Here is a 15,002-nt window from a genome sequence, read left to right as displayed (position 1 = left end):
CGCGTCTCCGTGTCTCCGCGTCTCCGCGTGTTCGTGTGTTCGTGTGTTCGCGGCCCGACGCGGGCTCGTGTAATTGGGTCGCATTCAGCCGTGAGGCCTGCGAATATGCGTGACGTGCGGCTTGTTCCGATTGCGTGACCCTGCGTTTTATGGTCTCGTTGCGGGATATCGCATCGACTCGAAAAAGGACAGTCGAATGCAGCCGGGCGATTCACGCGGGGTGCGATTGATCAGGGGAATCGGTGCACGCGCGCGCGCCCGCGGCGCCGTGCGCACGCTGCTTGTCATGCTGACGCTTGGCTTACTGGCGCCCGTTCCGCCGGCCGTCGCGGCCTCTCCCGAAACCGTCAACGACAACGTGCTGCGCGTGCTGGCCTGGCCCGGTTATGCGGACAGCGATATCGTCAGCGCATTCGAGGCGCAGTTTCATGTGCGTGTCGAGGTGACGCTGGTCGATTCCGACGAAGCGCTGTGGACGCGGTTGCACAGCGCGTCGCCGCCGCCGTACGACGTGCTGGCCGCGAACACGGCCGAGATCCAGCGCTATGCGCATGAACACCTGCTTGCGCCGATCGACCTGTCGCGCATCGCGAACCGGCGGCGGCAGTTGCCGAATTTCCAGCAGCTCGCGACGATCGGCGGCCTCGTGCAGGACGGCGCGTCCTACGCGATCCCGTTCACGTATTCGTCGATGGGGCTGATCTACGATCGCAAGCAGGTGCCGGCCGCGCCGCGCTCGATGCGCGAGCTGTGGAATCCTCGCTATCGCGGCAAGGTGCTCGACTTCAACAGCGCGCAGCACAACTTCTCGTTCACGGCGCTGGCGCTCGGCTATTCCGATCCGTTCCGCCTGTCGCCCGCGCAGACGCTTGCCGTGGCCCGCAAGCTGATCGACCTGCGCCGCAACCTGCTGACGTACTACACGCTTCCCGAAGAAGCGACCGCGCTGTTCGTCCAGCATCGCGCGGCGCTGATGTTCGGCAACTACGGCACGCAGCAGGTGGAGCAGTTGCGTCGCGCCGGCGCGGACGTCGGGTACGTGATCCCGGACGAAGGCGCGCTCGCGTGGCTCGACTGCTGGGCCGTCACGCGCGGCGCGCAACGTCCCGAGCTTGCCTTCGCGTGGATCAACTACATGCTCGAACCGGCGATCGGCGCGCTGCTGACCGAGCGTCAGGGGCTCGCGAACACGCTCGAGCCGCCGCGCGGCCTGGATACCGGACACCAGCATCTCGTGTGGCTTCAGCCCGTGGAGGACATCGCGCGCCGCGAATCGCTGTGGAGCCGCATCGTGTCGGGCGACCGGCCGGAGCGATTCGGAAAATGATCCGGCTCGGCCTCACGTCGAAGCTGTCGTTGCTGTTCGCGTGCATCGGCGTGATCGCGGCCGGCACGACCGGCTACTCCGCGTATCGCGCCAACCGCGCGATGCTCGTGCAGGAAGCGCAGCACAGCCTGCTGATGTCGACGCAATTGCTCGGGCAGCGCTTCACCACCGCGCTTGCCGACGTGGCCGACGATGCGCTCGTGCTCGCGCAGTTGCCGTCGTCCGCGTCCGTCGCTGGCGGCGACAACCCGGACACCGCGCGACGCATGCGGCTCGAGCAGGTGTACTACAGCTTCATGCGCAATCATGCGGAATACCTGCAGATTCGCCTGATCGCGAGCGGGCATTTCGGGATCGAACGCATTCGCCTCGATCGCGATGCGCGCGGCATCGTCGTGCTGCCCGAAAGCGCGTTCCAGGAGAAAGGGCAGTTCTCCTATGTATTCGATACGCTCGCGACGGCGCCCGGCCATATCTATCTGTCGCCGATCGTGGTCAATCACGAGACGGGATCGCATGCGGCGGAAGGGCTGCCGATTCTGCGCGTGGGCACGCCGGTGGTCGACGCGGCCGGCCAGACGGTCGGCGCGCTCGTCGTCGACGTCGAGCTGTCGCGCGTGTTAGACCGGCTCGAACGCGATCTTCCGGACGACTATGCGGTTTATCTCGCGAACGAGTGGGGCGATTTTCTCGTGCATCCCGATCCGGCGCAGACGTTCGGCTTCGATCGCGGCCGGCGCGTGTTGATGCAGGACCGCTTTGCCGTCACGCGCGCGCTGTTCGACAGCGCGCGCACGAACGTGACGCTCAACGGACTCGCGCAGCCCGACGAAGCACCGGGACAGATGTTCGCGTTCGTGCGCACGCCGTTCGGGCAGGACGAGGGCAACCGCTTCGTCGTGCTCGGGATGGCTCGCCCGCTGGCCGACGTGCTCGCGCCGGCCGGCATGCTGGGCGAACGAATCGTCAGGATGGTGCTCGTATCGAGCGTGCTGGCGGTGATTCTCGCGATCCTGTTCGCGCGTGCGATCACGCGGCCGTTGCAGACCCTCGCGCGCGCCGCGACACACGTGTTCGACGACCCGGCCGCCGAACGGCTGCCGGTCGCGCGGGCCGACGAGATCGGCGTGCTCGCGCGCTGTTTCGACAGCATGCGCGTGGAGATCCGCACGCAGATGGCGATGCTGCGCGCGAAGCAGCTGGAGCTGACGCACCTTGCCGGTCACGATCCGCTGACCGGCCTGCCGAACCGCCTGCTGTTCATGGAGCATCTCGAGGCCGCGATCCGGCATGCGGCCGCGGTGCGCGAAGGGCTGGCGGTGATGTTCGTCGATCTCGACCGCTTCAAGCAGATCAATGACCAGCACGGACACTCGGCGGGCGACCGCACGCTCGTCGCGGTCGCGAAGCGTCTGAGCCAGGTGCTGCGCGCCGGCGACATGGCGGCACGGCTCGGCGGCGACGAATTCATCGTGCTGATTTCGGACGTGAGTTCACCCGCGGTGATCGGCGATGTCGCGTCGCGCATCCAGATCGTGATGGCCGAGGAGCTCGAGTTCGACGAAGGGCGCATGGCCGTCGGCGCGAGCATCGGCGTCAGCGAGTTTCCGGCGGATGGCGCGTCGGCCGAGGAGTTGCTCGTCAAGGCGGATGCGGCGATGTATGCGGCGAAGGCGTCCGCGCAGTGCGTGTGCGTGCGCTATCAGGATCTGGTCCGCGGAGGTACGCCGGACCAAACCGGTCGCGTCGCCTCGGACGGCACTCGCTGACGGCGGGCCGAAACGCAACGAGCCCGACGCGGGACGGGCTCGTTGCATCTGCGGGCCGCACGCGCGGGGCGTGCAGCGGCAGACTTAATGGCCGAAGTAGACCGAGTCGCGCGGGTTCTGCGCGCGGACGACCGGTGCGCCGCTCTCGGCGGTCGCGGCCGGTTGCGAGCCGGAGCCGCTGTTGTCGACGCCGTGCACGCGGGCTTGCGCAGCCTGGATGTCGGCGGGGTAATGCGGGCTCGACTGGCTGGGCTTGTAGCCGGCGTTTTCGAGCTGGACCAGTTCCTCGCGCACCTGGGCGCGCGTCACGGTGCTTTGTGCGAATGCGCCGAACGAGGCGGACAGGGCGACGGCGGCGGCGACTGCGGAAACGAGCGATTTCATGATGACCTCCGATGTTTATTTGGCTTTCCGCGTTCGACACCATGTCGTAAGCGGTTGATTACATCGTAGGCGTCGCGTGATCTAGGGTAAACGTGGGTTTGAGTGAAAGATCGTTGCGCTCGAGGTAATAATTTCGAGACAAACATCTTCTGTCCCCATGCGGTGTTGCCGGGATTGCAAGGGACAGGGGGGCGTGAACAGAAGGGATGCGCGCACGGGGGGACGCCCTGCGGGAAGGAGGGGGCGAACAACGTGCAACGGAGCGCGAGACGGCACGGTGGCTGGATCAGACCCCGTCGTCGTCGATTTCCTTGCGCTCGCGGCGTTCCTCGTTGCCGCGACGCGCGCGCAGGCGCTGGCGCGACAGGACCGCGATCACCTGCTGGGTCGGCGCGCCGGACGGCAACTCGTTGCGGATGCGATCGGGCACCATCGGCAGGCCCGCACGCTGGCGGCGCAGTGCCTTGGCGATTGCCCGGCGGCATTCGTCGCCGTGGCAATCCCATTCATCGCGGATTCTCTGGCAATAACGGCATTGTTCCATCCGAATAGTCTAACGCGTCTTCGGGAATGGAGCAGGGCGCGGTGCCGAACATGTCGCGTGCCGGGCGGCAGCGGCGACCGACGGTTCAGGGGCGGGCGATGTCAGGCTGAATCGGACTGCGAATCAAGTCGAATGGAACCGTTCACCGATACTATGGTTTCCCGTCCGTCTCCATACGGAATCCTTGCGCGCGGACGGGGCCGGTGCGCGTCATCGGAGCGACCAGATGCCCCAGATCGCGATCAACAAGCCAAGGCCCAATCCGCAGCCCAGCAACACATAGGTTTCCATTTCGTGCCTCTGAAAACGTGGCAACGCCGACGTCGGTATCAGCGTACGCGCAGCAAAGCCGGTCGCATATCGTCCGCGCTGTCGGTCGGAGCGATACGCCGGGTCTGCGAATACTACGCGTTGCAGCTTTCAGAACGCATGCTGCGTGCACGCTGCCCGTGCGGGCGGCAGGCGATCCGCCGTGCCGAAATGCGCCCGACTTCCAGATCATCCGCGACGCTGCGACGAGCACGAACAGCAGGGCGACCATCCTGAAAATCCCGGGCGATATCTTGTCCCGCAGCGGGCGAATCAGCCCCATGCCGGCATTCGCCGGCAGTTCAATATAATTCAAGTCGATCAGCCACTTCATGCGTGGCATACATACCCCCGAACGAGGAAACCTGATGACGCTTGCCCAGTTGCAGGCTCTGGCCGCCGTGGTCGAACTCGGCTCGCTGACGGCCGCGGCAGACCGGCTCAGCCGCAGTCAATCCGCGATCAGCCATGCGCTGACGGAGCTGGAAGACATCACGCAGGTCAAGCTGCTCTGGCGTGACCGGCAGCCGGTCGTTCTGACGGCGGCCGGCGAACGCCTGTGGCCGTATGTCCAGAGCGTGGTGCGGGAAGCGCAGATGCTGCGCCAGCAGTTCAGCCTGTCGCGCGGCAAGCTTGAAGGGAAGCTGGTGGTCGCGTCGCTGCCGAGCGTGTCGCTGGCGTTCGTCGTTCCCGCGCTCGAGGCGTTGAAGGAAATGCACCAGGGCGTGTCGGCGGTGCTGCTCGAAGGCACGGACAGCGAAGTCGAAGGGTGGATCGACGACGGGACGGCCGACGTCGGCGTGGTGGCCGGCACGAAGACGTTCGCGCACAACCTGCCGCTACTCGATGAGGATTTCGTCGCGGTGGCGGCCGACGACATGTTCGCCGGCCGCAAGAGCGTGTCGGCCAGGCAGTTGGCCGCGGCGCCGTTCATCTTCTCGAAGGCGGGGTGCGGGCCGGTGATCACGGATTACTTCGCGCGCGGCGGCGTGCCGCTTCGCGCGGCGTTCAACGTCGTCGAGATGCGCACCATCCTGTCGATGGCGGAGGCGGGCATGGGCGTGTCGATCGTGCCGCGCGTCACGCTCACGTACACGCCGTTCGGCGGCCGTGTGCTGGAACTGTCGCCGCGGCTGCATCGCTCCGTGCGACTGGCGTGGAACACCACGGGCAATGCGGTCACCGACGAGTTCGTGCGGCTCGTCGATGCGCAACGTGCGAAGGCGGGAAAGACGACCCGGACGCGCGCGAAAAAGGGCAGGTAGCAACCGGTCGGTACGATGCACGACGCTCATGGGGTGCTTGCAGTTTATTCATGCCGACGATAATCGAGATGCAATATATTGCTCGGACATCGTTGTCGTTACCCTGAAGGAGCGTGCCGTGCCGGCCTTGCCCACCCTGTTTGCGTTCGGACTCGTGTCGCTCGGCATGGTGCTGACGCCTGGACCGAACATGATCTATCTGGTTTCGCGCTCGATCTGCCAGGGCCGCCGCGCCGGGCTGATATCGCTCGGCGGCGTCGCACTGGGATTCGTGTTCTACATGGTGTGCGCGGCAGTGGGCATCACCGCGCTGGTGATGACCGTGCCGTACGCATACGATGCGCTGCGCTTTGCCGGCGCGCTGTATCTGGCGTACCTGGCGTGGCAGGCGCTGAAGCCGGGCGGGCGCTCCGCGTTCCAGGTCCGGCAGTTGCCGCACGACAGCCGCGTCAGGCTGTTCACGATGGGCTTCGTCACGAACCTCGCGAACCCGAAGATCGCGGTGATGTATCTGTCGTTGCTGCCGCAGTTCATCGTGCCGGGGCACGGCAGCGTGCTCGCGCAATCGCTGGCGCTCGGCTGCGTGCAGATCGCGGTGAGCGTCAGCGTCAACGCGCTGATTGCCTGCGCGGCCGGTTCGATCGCAGGCTTTCTCGCGGGGCGGCCGCTGTGGGCGGCGGTTCAGCGCTGGTTGATGGGGACGGTGCTGGCCGGGCTGGCCGTGCGGATCGCGCTGGAATCGCAGAGGTAGCCCGGCGGCCCCAGTTCGGGGCATGGCCGACCGCTGCGTTCGGACCTTCCGTCGACGGCGCCGGGCATCGTTATCCGTGGCAGTTACCTTCGGTTTCCCTACCGATCGGCACGGGCTCGGCCTCGTCACGACGCCGGCTGCGCGTCGCGAGCCAGCACAGGATCGAGCCGCCGCACACCATCGATGCGCCTTGCCAGAATTCGATCGACAGCGGCGCATGCAGCAGCGTGGCGGCGAGGGCGGCGGCGAGCACCGGCGTGAAGTACGATGCGCCGACGATGACCGTCACGTTGCCGTGCATGATGCCGGTGTTCCAGGCTGCGTAGCCGAAGCCGAGCGCCGACGCCGCCAGCACGAGATACACGATCGCGCGAAAACTGAACGTCATGCCGCCGCCGCCTTCGATCGCGAACTTGATCCAGAGCACCGCGGCGACCAGCATGAAGAACGGCGTGACGCCGTTCTTGCCGTCGGCGATGCGCGCGGTCACCGTGCAATAGGCGGCCCAGATCAGCGCGCCGAACAATGCCAGGCCGTAGCTCAGCGGATTGTCCGCGACGTTGCGCAGCATGCCGGCGGGATCGAGCCCCTGGTCGCCGCCGAGCACCCAGCAGATGCCGAGCATCGACAGCAGGACGCCCGGCACGACCAGCAGGTTCGCGCGCTGCCGGTTGAATACGATGGCGGCGACCAACGTAAGGCTCGGCCACAGATAGTTGACCATCGCGACTTCGATCGCTTGCCGACCGTTGCTCGCATAGCCGATCGACAGCGCCAGGCACAGCTCGTACGACACGAACAGCAGCCCGCCCCAGAGCAGATAGCTTTTCGGGAAGCGGCTCAGGTCGGGGAAGCCGATCGAGAACAGCAGCAGCACGGACGCCACCGTATAGATCATCGCCGCGCCGCCGGTCGCGCCGAGGCTTTCGCTGACGCCCCGCACGAGCGCGACCACCGACGCCCATAACAGCACCGCGCCGAGCCCGACGAGCGTTGCCTTCTTCTTGCGTTTCATGCGTGCTGCCTGTTTCAACATGCCAGTTCGATTTCGGATGATTCGGCTCGGCTCGCGCGTGCCGTCAGCGCGGGCCGCGATACAAAGGGAAGATTTCGCCGGAAACGCGCATTTTACGGGGACGCGGCCGTTGCAGCGAGGCGGCCGGACTGGCGTGCACGATCGACTCAGTCGCGCGAGCCGATCACGCGTCGTCGATATGCCACGGTGCGTCGATTCCCGACAGCGCGCGTCCGATCGCGTCGAGCATCGCGTTTCGCGTCGGGCCCAGCGTCGTGACAAGGCGGAAAACGGCTGCTTCGATCGACAGATCGATCAGCGGCCAGCCGCTGGCCGCATCGAGAATTTCAAGCCGCCGTTCGTGGGGATCAACGTCGATGTCGCGATGCGCTTGCCGCAGCACGTTGGCGACGGCGTCGAATGGGGCGGCCGAAGATGGCGTGTAAATGCGGTATTCGAAACTCATCTGCATGGGCCGGAGTGCGACGCGGGCAGTCTGACCCGCGCCGCGCGTTCCGGCCGTCGACGGCCGCGCATCGGGCGCTCGTCGCAGCGGGCGCCCGATGCGTCGATCACCGCTCGCGCCGCTTCTTGCTCAACTCGATCGTCTCGAACAGCTCGTACTGCGCGGTCGGATGCTGGTCGGCGCCCGGCGCGTGGTAGTAGCGCATCGTGATCGTCGTGTGGCCGCCCGGCTTGCCCGGATCGTGGTCGAACACCGCGATCCCGTAGCCGGTGCCCGTATCGCGACGCGCGGACCAGATCGCGTCCTCGAGCGCATCGGCCGGCTGACGCACGAACGTGTTCGGCGCGGTGCCCGGCACCGGCCGGTTCGGCTTCGTGAATACCTTCGCCTGCGCAAAACCGGTCGACGGGTTTTCGCCGTACACGTCGAGCGGCGCGCTGGTGCCGCCGCCGCCGAGGATCAGGTGGATCGTGCCGTGGCTCGTGTCGAACTTCGTGCGGTCCGGGTCGTTCGAGCCGACCGGGCGCGGCTGCAGCGTTTCGACCACTTCACCGGTTTGCGCATCGACGCCCGCGCGGTGATTGCAGCCGCGCACCGGGTAGCTGCGCTCGTAGTCGTGATCGTGGCCGCACAGCACGAGGTCGACGCCGTAACGGTCGAACAGCGGCAGCCACGCTTCGCGAATGCCCTTGTCGGAGCCGTTGCCCGTTTTCGACGAACTGAGCGCGTCCTGATGCATCTGCACGACGATCCAGTCGATGTCGTCGTCGTGCGCGGCGTGACGCAGCGTGCGTTCGAGCCAGCGCGTCTGCTCGCCGTTGCTGTAGCCGCGCACGTAGAACGACGTGCCGGGCTCGATCGGCGGGCGGCCGGTGCTCGCGGCCGGCACGAGCGGCGCCGGGCCGCCGACGAACGCGGCGGCATCCTGGTACACGACGTCGTCGGCGTCGAGCGACACGAACAGCACCGAGCTCACGCGGAAGCTGTACCAGCGGCCCGGGAAATGCGTGCCGTTCTCGGGCAGCGTATAGCGTGCGAGGTACGAGTCGAGCCCCTGCGGACCGTTGTTGAATTCGATCTCGTGATTGCCGGGGCACGGCATCCACGGGCGGTTCGCAGCCGACGTCTGGTTGTTGTTGCCGAAATCGCGCCACACCTCGGGCTGGTGCGCCGGGTTCAGGTTCGCATAGCAGAGGTCGCCGTTCAGCAGGTGAAACAGCGGCTGGAACTGTTCGACGGCCTGCACCGCGAAGCGGCTCTGCGGCGACGACAGCACCCACGCGCCGTTCGGCGTCGCGAGATCGCCGTAGCTCGTGAAACGGAACGGCGCCCGGCCGCGCGGCGCAGTCGAGAAATTCGCGGAGAACGGCTGCGCGGCGTTGCTGTCGTTGTCGGCCGTGATCTCGTAGCGGTAGCGCGTATCCGGCTTCAGTCCGTGCACGCGCGCGTGGTACGCGAATACGGTCTCGCCGTTCAGGCCGTCCGTGTACAGGCGCTGGACGCCGTGCACGGTGCGCCCCGGCTCGCCGTCGGCGACGATGCGCGCGCGCGGATTGACGGCGGGGGCGAGCGACGCCCAAGAGATCACGACTTCCGACGTCGGGTCGTTGCTCCACGTCAGGTGAACCTGCTCGGGCGTGCCGTCCGGATTCGACGCGGCGGCGCGGGCGGCCGCAAGCCCGCCGGCAGCGGTGGCGAGGCTGGAGATGCCGGCGAGTTTCAGGAAGCCGCGACGCGACACGGAGGCGGCCGGCTCGTTCGGCTGGTCAGGGAAAGTGTCCTGGTTCGACATGGTCGGTGTATTCGTTTGATGGGGCGCGAGGGGAACCGCGCGGCCATGCGCAAGCACGGCCGGGGCGTGGGCCGGAAACGAGCGGGGTCCCGGTCGCCTGCATTGTCGAAGGGCAGTTTTGCCGCGTTGTGACAGTACCGCAACCCCGCATGCGTGGCGGCCGATACGTACGATCGCGCGGCGCGCGCCGCCAGTCGACATCGACGCCGCGGCGGCCCCCGAAATTTATTCGCCGATATCGCGACGGATTTCTTCCGCCTGCTCCGTTTAATGCATGAACGACCGCCACCGGTCGATGCCCGTTATTTCGGAGTCTTTCATGAAACTTTCTGTTCCATTGCGATGGGCCGCCGCAGGCATGGCTGCGCTCGCGACGTCCGCCGTATTCGCGCAAGCCGTGATCGTCGCGCCTTATGCACCGCCGCCGCCGCGTGTCGAAGTGATGCCGGCGGCCCGTGCGGGTTACGTATGGGATCAGGGGCACTGGCACTGGCGGCAGGGTCGCTACGTATGGATTCCGGGCCACTGGCAGGTCGTGCGCGTCGGTTACCACTGGGTGCCCGGGCATTGGGACGCGCGCGGCCCGGCCTGGCGCTGGGTACCGGGCCACTGGGCCTGACGTGCACGCCGCCGCGCGGCACGCGAGGCCGGCGCAGCGGACTTTTCATGCAACATCATGAGTCGAAGCGATGCCCTTTCGAACCATCGTGATACTGGCGGCCGCAGCCATCGTGCTGGCCGGCTGCGTCGTGGTGCCGGCCCGTCCGGTGTATTACCGGCCCGCGCCGGTCGTCGTATATTGAGCGCGCCGGCCGACGGTCGCGCGGCCGGCAGACAGGGTCGACATGCGGCGCGAACCGGATGTCGATGAAACCGACACGGCCGACACCGTGTGCGATGCCGGGAGCGACGCGCGCGGCGATGCCGAACCGTCGGAACCGCCGGCATGGCGCCATTCGGCGATGGCCCGACGCATGCAAGGAGAGCACGACGATGAGCTTCAGCCGGGCGGTGGGGATACCTGCCGTGACAGGGCGGCGCCCGCGCGCCGCGCGACGGAGCAGGCGGCGTTGAACGATCGCGGCGACCGCGATCCGGACGCGGAACTCGTCGCGCGCGTCGGCGCGCGCGATGCGTCGGCGGTACGCGTGCTCGTCGCGCGCAAGCTGCCGCGGCTGCTCGCATTGGCGACGCGCATGCTCGGCGACCGGAACGAAGCCGAGGACGTCGCGCAGGAGACGTTCTTGCGAATCTGGAACCAGGCGCCGCGCTGGCGCGAAGGCGAAGCCCGCTTCGACACGTGGCTGCATCGCGTCGTGCTGAACCTGTGCTACGACCGGTTGCGCGGCCGGCGCGAGGAGCCCGTCGACACGCTGCCCGACGTGCCGGATACACAGCCGGAGCCGGCCGCGCATGCGGAACTGCGTTCGCGCGACGCACGCGTGCGGCAGGCGCTGGCCGCGTTGCCGCCGCGGCAGCGGGAAGCGCTGGTGCTCCAGTACTATCAGGAAATGTCGAACGTGGAAGCGGCCAACCTGATGGGCATCACCGTCGATGCGCTGGAAAGCCTGCTCGCCCGTGCGCGGCGCAACCTGCGCGCGCAACTGGCCAGCGATCCACCTAGCGAGGACAAGCGATGACACCCGAACGATTCCGTACCATCGTCGCCGCGTACGGCTCGGACGCGCGGCGCTGGCCGCAAGCCGAGCGCGCGGCGGCCGAAGCGTGGGCGCAAGCACATCCGCGCGACGCATTGGAAGCACTCGACGAGGCGGCCGAACTCGATGCGTGGCTGATGCAGGACACGGTCGCGCCGCCCGCGCCGGCGCTGGTTGAACGTATCGTCGCCACGGCGCCCGCGCCGCAACGCGCGCGAAGCCGTGGGAGAGTGTGGTGGTCGGGCGCCGCGTTCGCGGGCATCGGGCTGGCCGGCGCGCTTGCCGGTGCGGTCGCCGTGTCGATGCTGATGCTCGGCAGCGCGCCGATCGCGCAACACGAACCGGGCTACCTGACGACGACCTTCGGCGGCCCGAGCATCGACGGAGCCGACGAATGAGCGAACGCAGCTGGAAATTCATTCTCGTCGGCTCGGTCGTGTTGAATGTGTTCATGCTCGGCGCGATCGGCGGCGGCGCGTATCAGTGGTTCTCGACTCACCGCGACCTGCATGCGGCGGGCACGCCCGCATCGCGCACCGCGTTGCGTTTCGCCGCCGACGAATTGCCCGATGCGCGGCAGCGCGAGTTCGCCGCCGCGCTGAAGGCGGCGCGCAAGAGCGGCCGCGATTTCGCGCGGGAAGGGCGCGACGGCCGGCTCACCGTGCTCGACCTGCTCGCCGCGCCGCAACTCGATCGCGCGGCGATCGATGCGGCGCTCGACCGCACGCGCGCGGCCGACACCGCGATGCGGGCACAGGTCGAGCGCAGCGTCGTCGATTTCGCGGCGACGCTGACACCCGACGAGCGCGCGAAGTTCGTCGACGGGTTGCAGCGCAGCGGCAACTGGCGTCTGCCGCCAAAGCTGCAGAAGAAGCCGGACGCATCGGCGAGCGAGTAAACCGGCTAAACCACGCGGGCGGCATGCGATCCGCATGTCGCTCGCGCGTCATGCGTGTGCCGGGTCCGGCGAATCGCGCGGTCGTTCTCCATTGACGATGCCTGCCGCCGCGCAGCGAGAATCTTCCGGCCGGCGTTCCCTCGATCAAAAAGAATATTTGCCCTTCCCGCGACGGATTTCCCGGTGTGCTTGCGTTGAACGTGAGTACGCACCGCAAGAGAGCCCGTCATGGACCACCCGAACGACTCCACGCCGGCCGCGATCGCGCTGAACCGCTTCGGTCTCGGCGCACGCGCCGACGAAGCGCCGCCCGCCGACCCGAAAGCGGCACTCGTCGCGCAATTCGACCGCTACGACGCACGACCCGCCGCATGGGCCGGCGAACCGGACGCAATCACGCTCGCCACGCGCTTTGCCGATGCACGCAACGCGATGAAGAGCGACGACCCCGCCGCGAAGCGCGCGACCGAGCAATCGATCCGCCGCGACGGCTACGACGCGTATCGCAGCGCCGTCGCCGCGCGCATGAACAGCGCACTGACCACGCCCGCGCCGTTCGTCGAACGTCTCGTGCATTTCTGGGCGAACCATTTCGCGGTATCGGTCGACAAGGGGCAGGTGGCTGCGTACGCGGGCGTATTCGAACGCGACGCGATCCGCCCGCACGTGCTCGGCCGTTTCGAGGACATGCTCGTCGCTGTCGAGCAGCATCCCGCGATGCAGGTGTTCCTCGACCAGGCGCGTTCGGTCGGCCCCGACAGTCCGGCCGCGCTGCGTGCGCAGGCACGCAATCCGGCGGCGAAGCGCGGGCTCAACGAGAACCTCGCGCGCGAAATCATGGAACTGCATACGCTCGGCGTGCGCACCGGCTACACGCAAGCCGACGTGACGGAATTCGCGCGCGCATTGACCGGCTGGAGCATCGCCGGCGGGCGCGGGCCGCAACCGGGCGATGCGGCGCCCGGCGCATTCGTGTTTCGCCCGAACCTGCACGAACCCGGCACGCGCACGGTAATGGGCCGCACGTACGATCAACCGGGCGAAGCGCAGGCGCGCGCGATCCTGCACGACCTCGCGCGATCGGAGGCGACGGGCCGGCACGTCGCGTTTCAGCTCGCCCGTCATTTCGTCGCCGACAACCCGCCGCCCGCGCTGACCGACCGGCTCGCGCGCGCATTCGACACGAGCGGTGACGATCTGCCGACCGTCTATCGCGCGCTCGTCGACGCGCCGGACGCGTGGTCGCCGGTCGACCGCAAGTTCAAGACACCGTGGGAGTGGGCCGTATCGTCGCTGCGCGGGCTCGGCTGGCGCGACACCGGTGATCTCAAGGCCGCGCCGCTGCTCGCGCAGCTCGGCCAGCCGGTGTGGCGGCCGGGCTCGCCGGCCGGCTACGACGACGTCGCCGCGAGCTGGGCGGCGCCCGACGCGCTCGTGCGCCGCGTCGAGATTGCGCAGCGTCTGGCCGCGCGCACGGGCGACCGGCTCGACCCGCGCACGCTCGGCAACACGCTGCTCGCCGGTTCGCTGAGCGCGCCGACCGCGACCGCGCTCGCGCGCGCCGAAAGCGCGACGACGTCGCTCGCGCTGCTGCTTGTCTCGCCCGATTTCCAACGGAGATGATCATGGCACTGTCCCGCCGACAATTCCTCAGCGTCGTCGCCGCCGGCGCGGGCGCGATTCTCGTCGCGCCGCGGATCGTATTCGCGAACGTCGAGACCGACCGTCGCTTCGTGTTCGTGATCCAGCGCGGCGCGGCCGACGGCCTGAACATCGTCGTCCCGTATGCGGAGCCCGCGTATGCGTCGCTGCGCGGCCCGCTCGCGATCGACACGGCGGCGGCAACGCGGCTCGACGGTACGTTCGCGCTGCATCCGTCGCTCGCACAGACCGCGCAGCTGTACCGCGACGGTCAGGCGCTGTTCGTCCATGCGATCGCGTCGCCGTATCGCGACCGCTCGCATTTCGACGGCCAGAACGTGCTCGAAACGGGCGGCCGTGCGCCGTACCAGGTGAAGGACGGCTGGCTGAACCGGCTCGCCGCGCTGCTGCCGGCGACGCGCGACAACGCGATCGCATTCGCGCCGACCGTGCCGCTCGCGCTGCGCGGCACGGTGCAGGCCGCGTCGTATGCGCCGTCCGGCTTGCCCGCCGCGCCGGACGATCTGCTCACGCGCGTGTCGGCGCTCTACGAAGCCGACGCGCAGCTCGGCCCGTTGTGGCAATCCGCGATGGAAGCACGCGGTCTCGCCGGCGATGCGCATGCACGGCAGGACCCGGCCGGCGTCGGCAAGCTCGCCGCGACGTTTCTCGCGCGTGACGACGGTCCGCGGATCGCGATGATCGAGACGGGCGGCTGGGATACCCATAGCGCGCAGAACGCGCGGCTCGCGAATCAGTTGAAGGCGCTCGACACGATGCTCGCCGCATTGCGCGACGGCCTCGGGCCCGCGTGGCAGCAGACCACGGTGCTGGTCGCGACCGAGTTCGGCCGCACGGCCGCGGTGAACGGCACGGGCGGCACCGATCACGGGCAGGCATCGGTCGCGATGCTGGCGGGCGGCGCGGTCGCGGGCGGGCGCGTGATCGCCGACTGGCCGGGGCTGCGCCCCGGCGATCTGTACGAAGGGCGCGACTTGAAGCCGACCGCATCGCTCGACGCGCTGATCGCTGGCGCGGCCGCCGACAGCCTGCGGCTCGACCCGCGCCGCACCGCGTCCGCATTGTTCGCGGAAAGCGGCCCGGCGCGGCCGATGAGCGGCCTGATTCATGGGGGCGCGTGATGCGGCGCAAGCCCGCGCTCGGCCCGCTCAACTCATGACAC

16 protein-coding genes are annotated in these 15,002 nt (G+C 68.2%); 10 read left to right on the top strand and 6 right to left on the bottom strand.

The window, feature by feature from the left end:
• Window positions 1-196: 196 nt before the first annotated feature.
• On the top strand, window positions 197-1,327 hold the full coding sequence (locus SY91_RS20960) for a PotD/PotF family extracellular solute-binding protein (protein WP_006478945.1): 1,131 nt from the start codon (window positions 197-199) through the stop codon (window positions 1,325-1,327).
• Window positions 1,324-3,096: a diguanylate cyclase domain-containing protein gene (locus SY91_RS20955; RefSeq protein WP_023477089.1), complete on the top strand. Its 1,773-nt coding sequence runs from the start codon at window positions 1,324-1,326 to the stop codon at window positions 3,094-3,096. The genes SY91_RS20960 and SY91_RS20955 overlap by 4 nt, the downstream gene beginning before the upstream one ends.
• 84 nt (window positions 3,097-3,180) lie before the next feature.
• On the opposite strand, the gene SY91_RS20950 is transcribed toward SY91_RS20955, so the two are convergent.
• The 3 genes from SY91_RS20950 to SY91_RS35120 form a co-directional block, all read right to left on the bottom strand.
• Window positions 3,181-3,480: a DUF4148 domain-containing protein gene (locus tag SY91_RS20950; RefSeq protein WP_006478947.1), complete on the bottom strand. Its 300-nt coding sequence runs from the start codon at window positions 3,478-3,480 to the stop codon at window positions 3,181-3,183.
• Window positions 3,481-3,766: 286 nt separating this feature from the next.
• Window positions 3,767-4,024, bottom strand: a complete 258-nt coding sequence (locus tag SY91_RS20945) for a hypothetical protein (RefSeq protein WP_006478949.1) — start codon at window positions 4,022-4,024, stop codon at window positions 3,767-3,769.
• A gap of 151 nt (window positions 4,025-4,175) precedes the next feature.
• Window positions 4,176-4,667, bottom strand: a complete 492-nt coding sequence (locus tag SY91_RS35120) for a hypothetical protein (RefSeq protein ID WP_234621703.1) — start codon at window positions 4,665-4,667, stop codon at window positions 4,176-4,178.
• Window positions 4,668-4,701: 34 nt separating this feature from the next.
• Here SY91_RS35120 and SY91_RS20935 point away from each other — a divergent pair, with 34 nt between their 5' ends.
• The gene (locus SY91_RS20935) at window positions 4,702-5,598 is read left to right on the top strand and encodes a LysR family transcriptional regulator (RefSeq protein WP_023477090.1); all 897 of its coding nucleotides are present in this window, start codon (window positions 4,702-4,704) and stop codon (window positions 5,596-5,598) included.
• Between the two features lie 118 nt (window positions 5,599-5,716).
• Window positions 5,717-6,349 (top strand): LysE family translocator, encoded by a 633-nt coding sequence (locus SY91_RS20930; RefSeq protein ID WP_006478951.1) that lies wholly within the window; start codon window positions 5,717-5,719, stop codon window positions 6,347-6,349.
• 70 nt (window positions 6,350-6,419) lie between these two features.
• Here the strand turns inward: SY91_RS20930 and yddG are convergent, their stop codons facing one another.
• The 3 genes from yddG to SY91_RS20915 all read right to left on the bottom strand — a co-directional run bounded on the left by yddG (window position 6,420) and on the right by SY91_RS20915 (window position 9,622).
• Entirely contained in the window at window positions 6,420-7,364 is a 945-nt protein-coding gene (yddG, locus tag SY91_RS20925) for an aromatic amino acid DMT transporter YddG (RefSeq protein ID WP_185921344.1), read from the bottom strand.
• A gap of 184 nt (window positions 7,365-7,548) precedes the next feature.
• A complete protein-coding gene (locus tag SY91_RS20920) occupies window positions 7,549-7,830 on the bottom strand; it encodes a hypothetical protein (RefSeq protein WP_234621029.1) in 282 nt (93 codons plus the stop codon).
• 106 nt (window positions 7,831-7,936) lie between these two features.
• Window positions 7,937-9,622, bottom strand: coding sequence for a purple acid phosphatase family protein (locus SY91_RS20915; protein WP_023477093.1), 1,686 nt, complete (start codon window positions 9,620-9,622; stop codon window positions 7,937-7,939).
• Between the two features lie 319 nt (window positions 9,623-9,941).
• On the opposite strand from SY91_RS20915, the gene SY91_RS20910 reads away from it, so the two are divergent.
• The 6 genes from SY91_RS20910 to SY91_RS20885 all read left to right on the top strand — a co-directional run bounded on the left by SY91_RS20910 (window position 9,942) and on the right by SY91_RS20885 (window position 14,961).
• Window positions 9,942-10,241 (top strand): YXWGXW repeat-containing protein, encoded by a 300-nt coding sequence (locus SY91_RS20910; protein WP_023477095.1) that lies wholly within the window; start codon window positions 9,942-9,944, stop codon window positions 10,239-10,241.
• A 226-nt stretch (window positions 10,242-10,467) separates the two neighbouring features.
• Window positions 10,468-11,262 carry an RNA polymerase sigma factor gene (locus SY91_RS20905; RefSeq protein WP_185921343.1) on the top strand — a complete coding sequence of 265 codons (795 nt, stop codon included), beginning with the start codon at window positions 10,468-10,470 and terminating at the stop codon, window positions 11,260-11,262.
• Complete coding sequence (locus SY91_RS20900) at window positions 11,259-11,678, top strand: hypothetical protein (protein WP_023477097.1); 420 nt, start codon at window positions 11,259-11,261, stop codon at window positions 11,676-11,678. Before SY91_RS20905 ends, SY91_RS20900 begins: the two co-directional genes overlap by 4 nt.
• Entirely contained in the window at window positions 11,675-12,178 is a 504-nt protein-coding gene (locus SY91_RS20895) for a periplasmic heavy metal sensor (protein ID WP_023477098.1), read from the top strand. Before SY91_RS20900 ends, SY91_RS20895 begins: the two co-directional genes overlap by 4 nt.
• Window positions 12,179-12,406: 228 nt before the next feature.
• Window positions 12,407-13,801, top strand: a complete 1,395-nt coding sequence (locus tag SY91_RS20890; RefSeq protein WP_185921342.1) for a DUF1800 family protein — start codon at window positions 12,407-12,409, stop codon at window positions 13,799-13,801.
• Window positions 13,802-13,803: 2 nt separating this feature from the next.
• Complete coding sequence (locus SY91_RS20885) at window positions 13,804-14,961, top strand: DUF1501 domain-containing protein (protein WP_034174772.1); 1,158 nt, start codon at window positions 13,804-13,806, stop codon at window positions 14,959-14,961.
• Window positions 14,962-15,002 lie beyond the last annotated feature (41 nt).

This window comes from Burkholderia cenocepacia (assembly GCF_014211915.1).
GTDB lineage: Bacteria > Pseudomonadota > Gammaproteobacteria > Burkholderiales > Burkholderiaceae > Burkholderia > Burkholderia orbicola.
Note: the sequence above shows the minus strand (reverse complement) of the source record. Positions and strands in the feature narration are given on the sequence as shown.

What these genes read in the sequence shown, in the direction of transcription:
- SY91_RS20960 (WP_006478945.1), top strand. Translation starts at nt 197, where the DNA reads ATGCAGCCGGGCGATTCACGCGGGGTGCGATTGATCAGGGGAATCGGT.
- SY91_RS20955 (WP_023477089.1), top strand. Translation starts at nt 1,324, where the DNA reads ATGATCCGGCTCGGCCTCACGTCGAAGCTGTCGTTGCTGTTCGCGTGC.
- SY91_RS20950 (WP_006478947.1), bottom strand. Translation starts at nt 3,480, where the DNA reads ATGAAATCGCTCGTTTCCGCAGTCGCCGCCGCCGTCGCCCTGTCCGCC.
- SY91_RS20945 (WP_006478949.1), bottom strand. Translation starts at nt 4,024, where the DNA reads ATGGAACAATGCCGTTATTGCCAGAGAATCCGCGATGAATGGGATTGC.
- SY91_RS35120 (WP_234621703.1), bottom strand. Translation starts at nt 4,667, where the DNA reads ATGAAGTGGCTGATCGACTTGAATTATATTGAACTGCCGGCGAATGCC.
- SY91_RS20935 (WP_023477090.1), top strand. Translation starts at nt 4,702, where the DNA reads ATGACGCTTGCCCAGTTGCAGGCTCTGGCCGCCGTGGTCGAACTCGGC.
- yddG (WP_185921344.1), bottom strand. Translation starts at nt 7,364, where the DNA reads ATGAAACGCAAGAAGAAGGCAACGCTCGTCGGGCTCGGCGCGGTGCTG.
- SY91_RS20920 (WP_234621029.1), bottom strand. Translation starts at nt 7,830, where the DNA reads ATGAGTTTCGAATACCGCATTTACACGCCATCTTCGGCCGCCCCATTC.
- SY91_RS20915 (WP_023477093.1), bottom strand. Translation starts at nt 9,622, where the DNA reads ATGTCGAACCAGGACACTTTCCCTGACCAGCCGAACGAGCCGGCCGCC.
- SY91_RS20910 (WP_023477095.1), top strand. Translation starts at nt 9,942, where the DNA reads ATGAAACTTTCTGTTCCATTGCGATGGGCCGCCGCAGGCATGGCTGCG.
- SY91_RS20905 (WP_185921343.1), top strand. Translation starts at nt 10,468, where the DNA reads ATGCGGCGCGAACCGGATGTCGATGAAACCGACACGGCCGACACCGTG.
- SY91_RS20900 (WP_023477097.1), top strand. Translation starts at nt 11,259, where the DNA reads ATGACACCCGAACGATTCCGTACCATCGTCGCCGCGTACGGCTCGGAC.
- SY91_RS20895 (WP_023477098.1), top strand. Translation starts at nt 11,675, where the DNA reads ATGAGCGAACGCAGCTGGAAATTCATTCTCGTCGGCTCGGTCGTGTTG.
- SY91_RS20890 (WP_185921342.1), top strand. Translation starts at nt 12,407, where the DNA reads ATGGACCACCCGAACGACTCCACGCCGGCCGCGATCGCGCTGAACCGC.
- SY91_RS20885 (WP_034174772.1), top strand. Translation starts at nt 13,804, where the DNA reads ATGGCACTGTCCCGCCGACAATTCCTCAGCGTCGTCGCCGCCGGCGCG.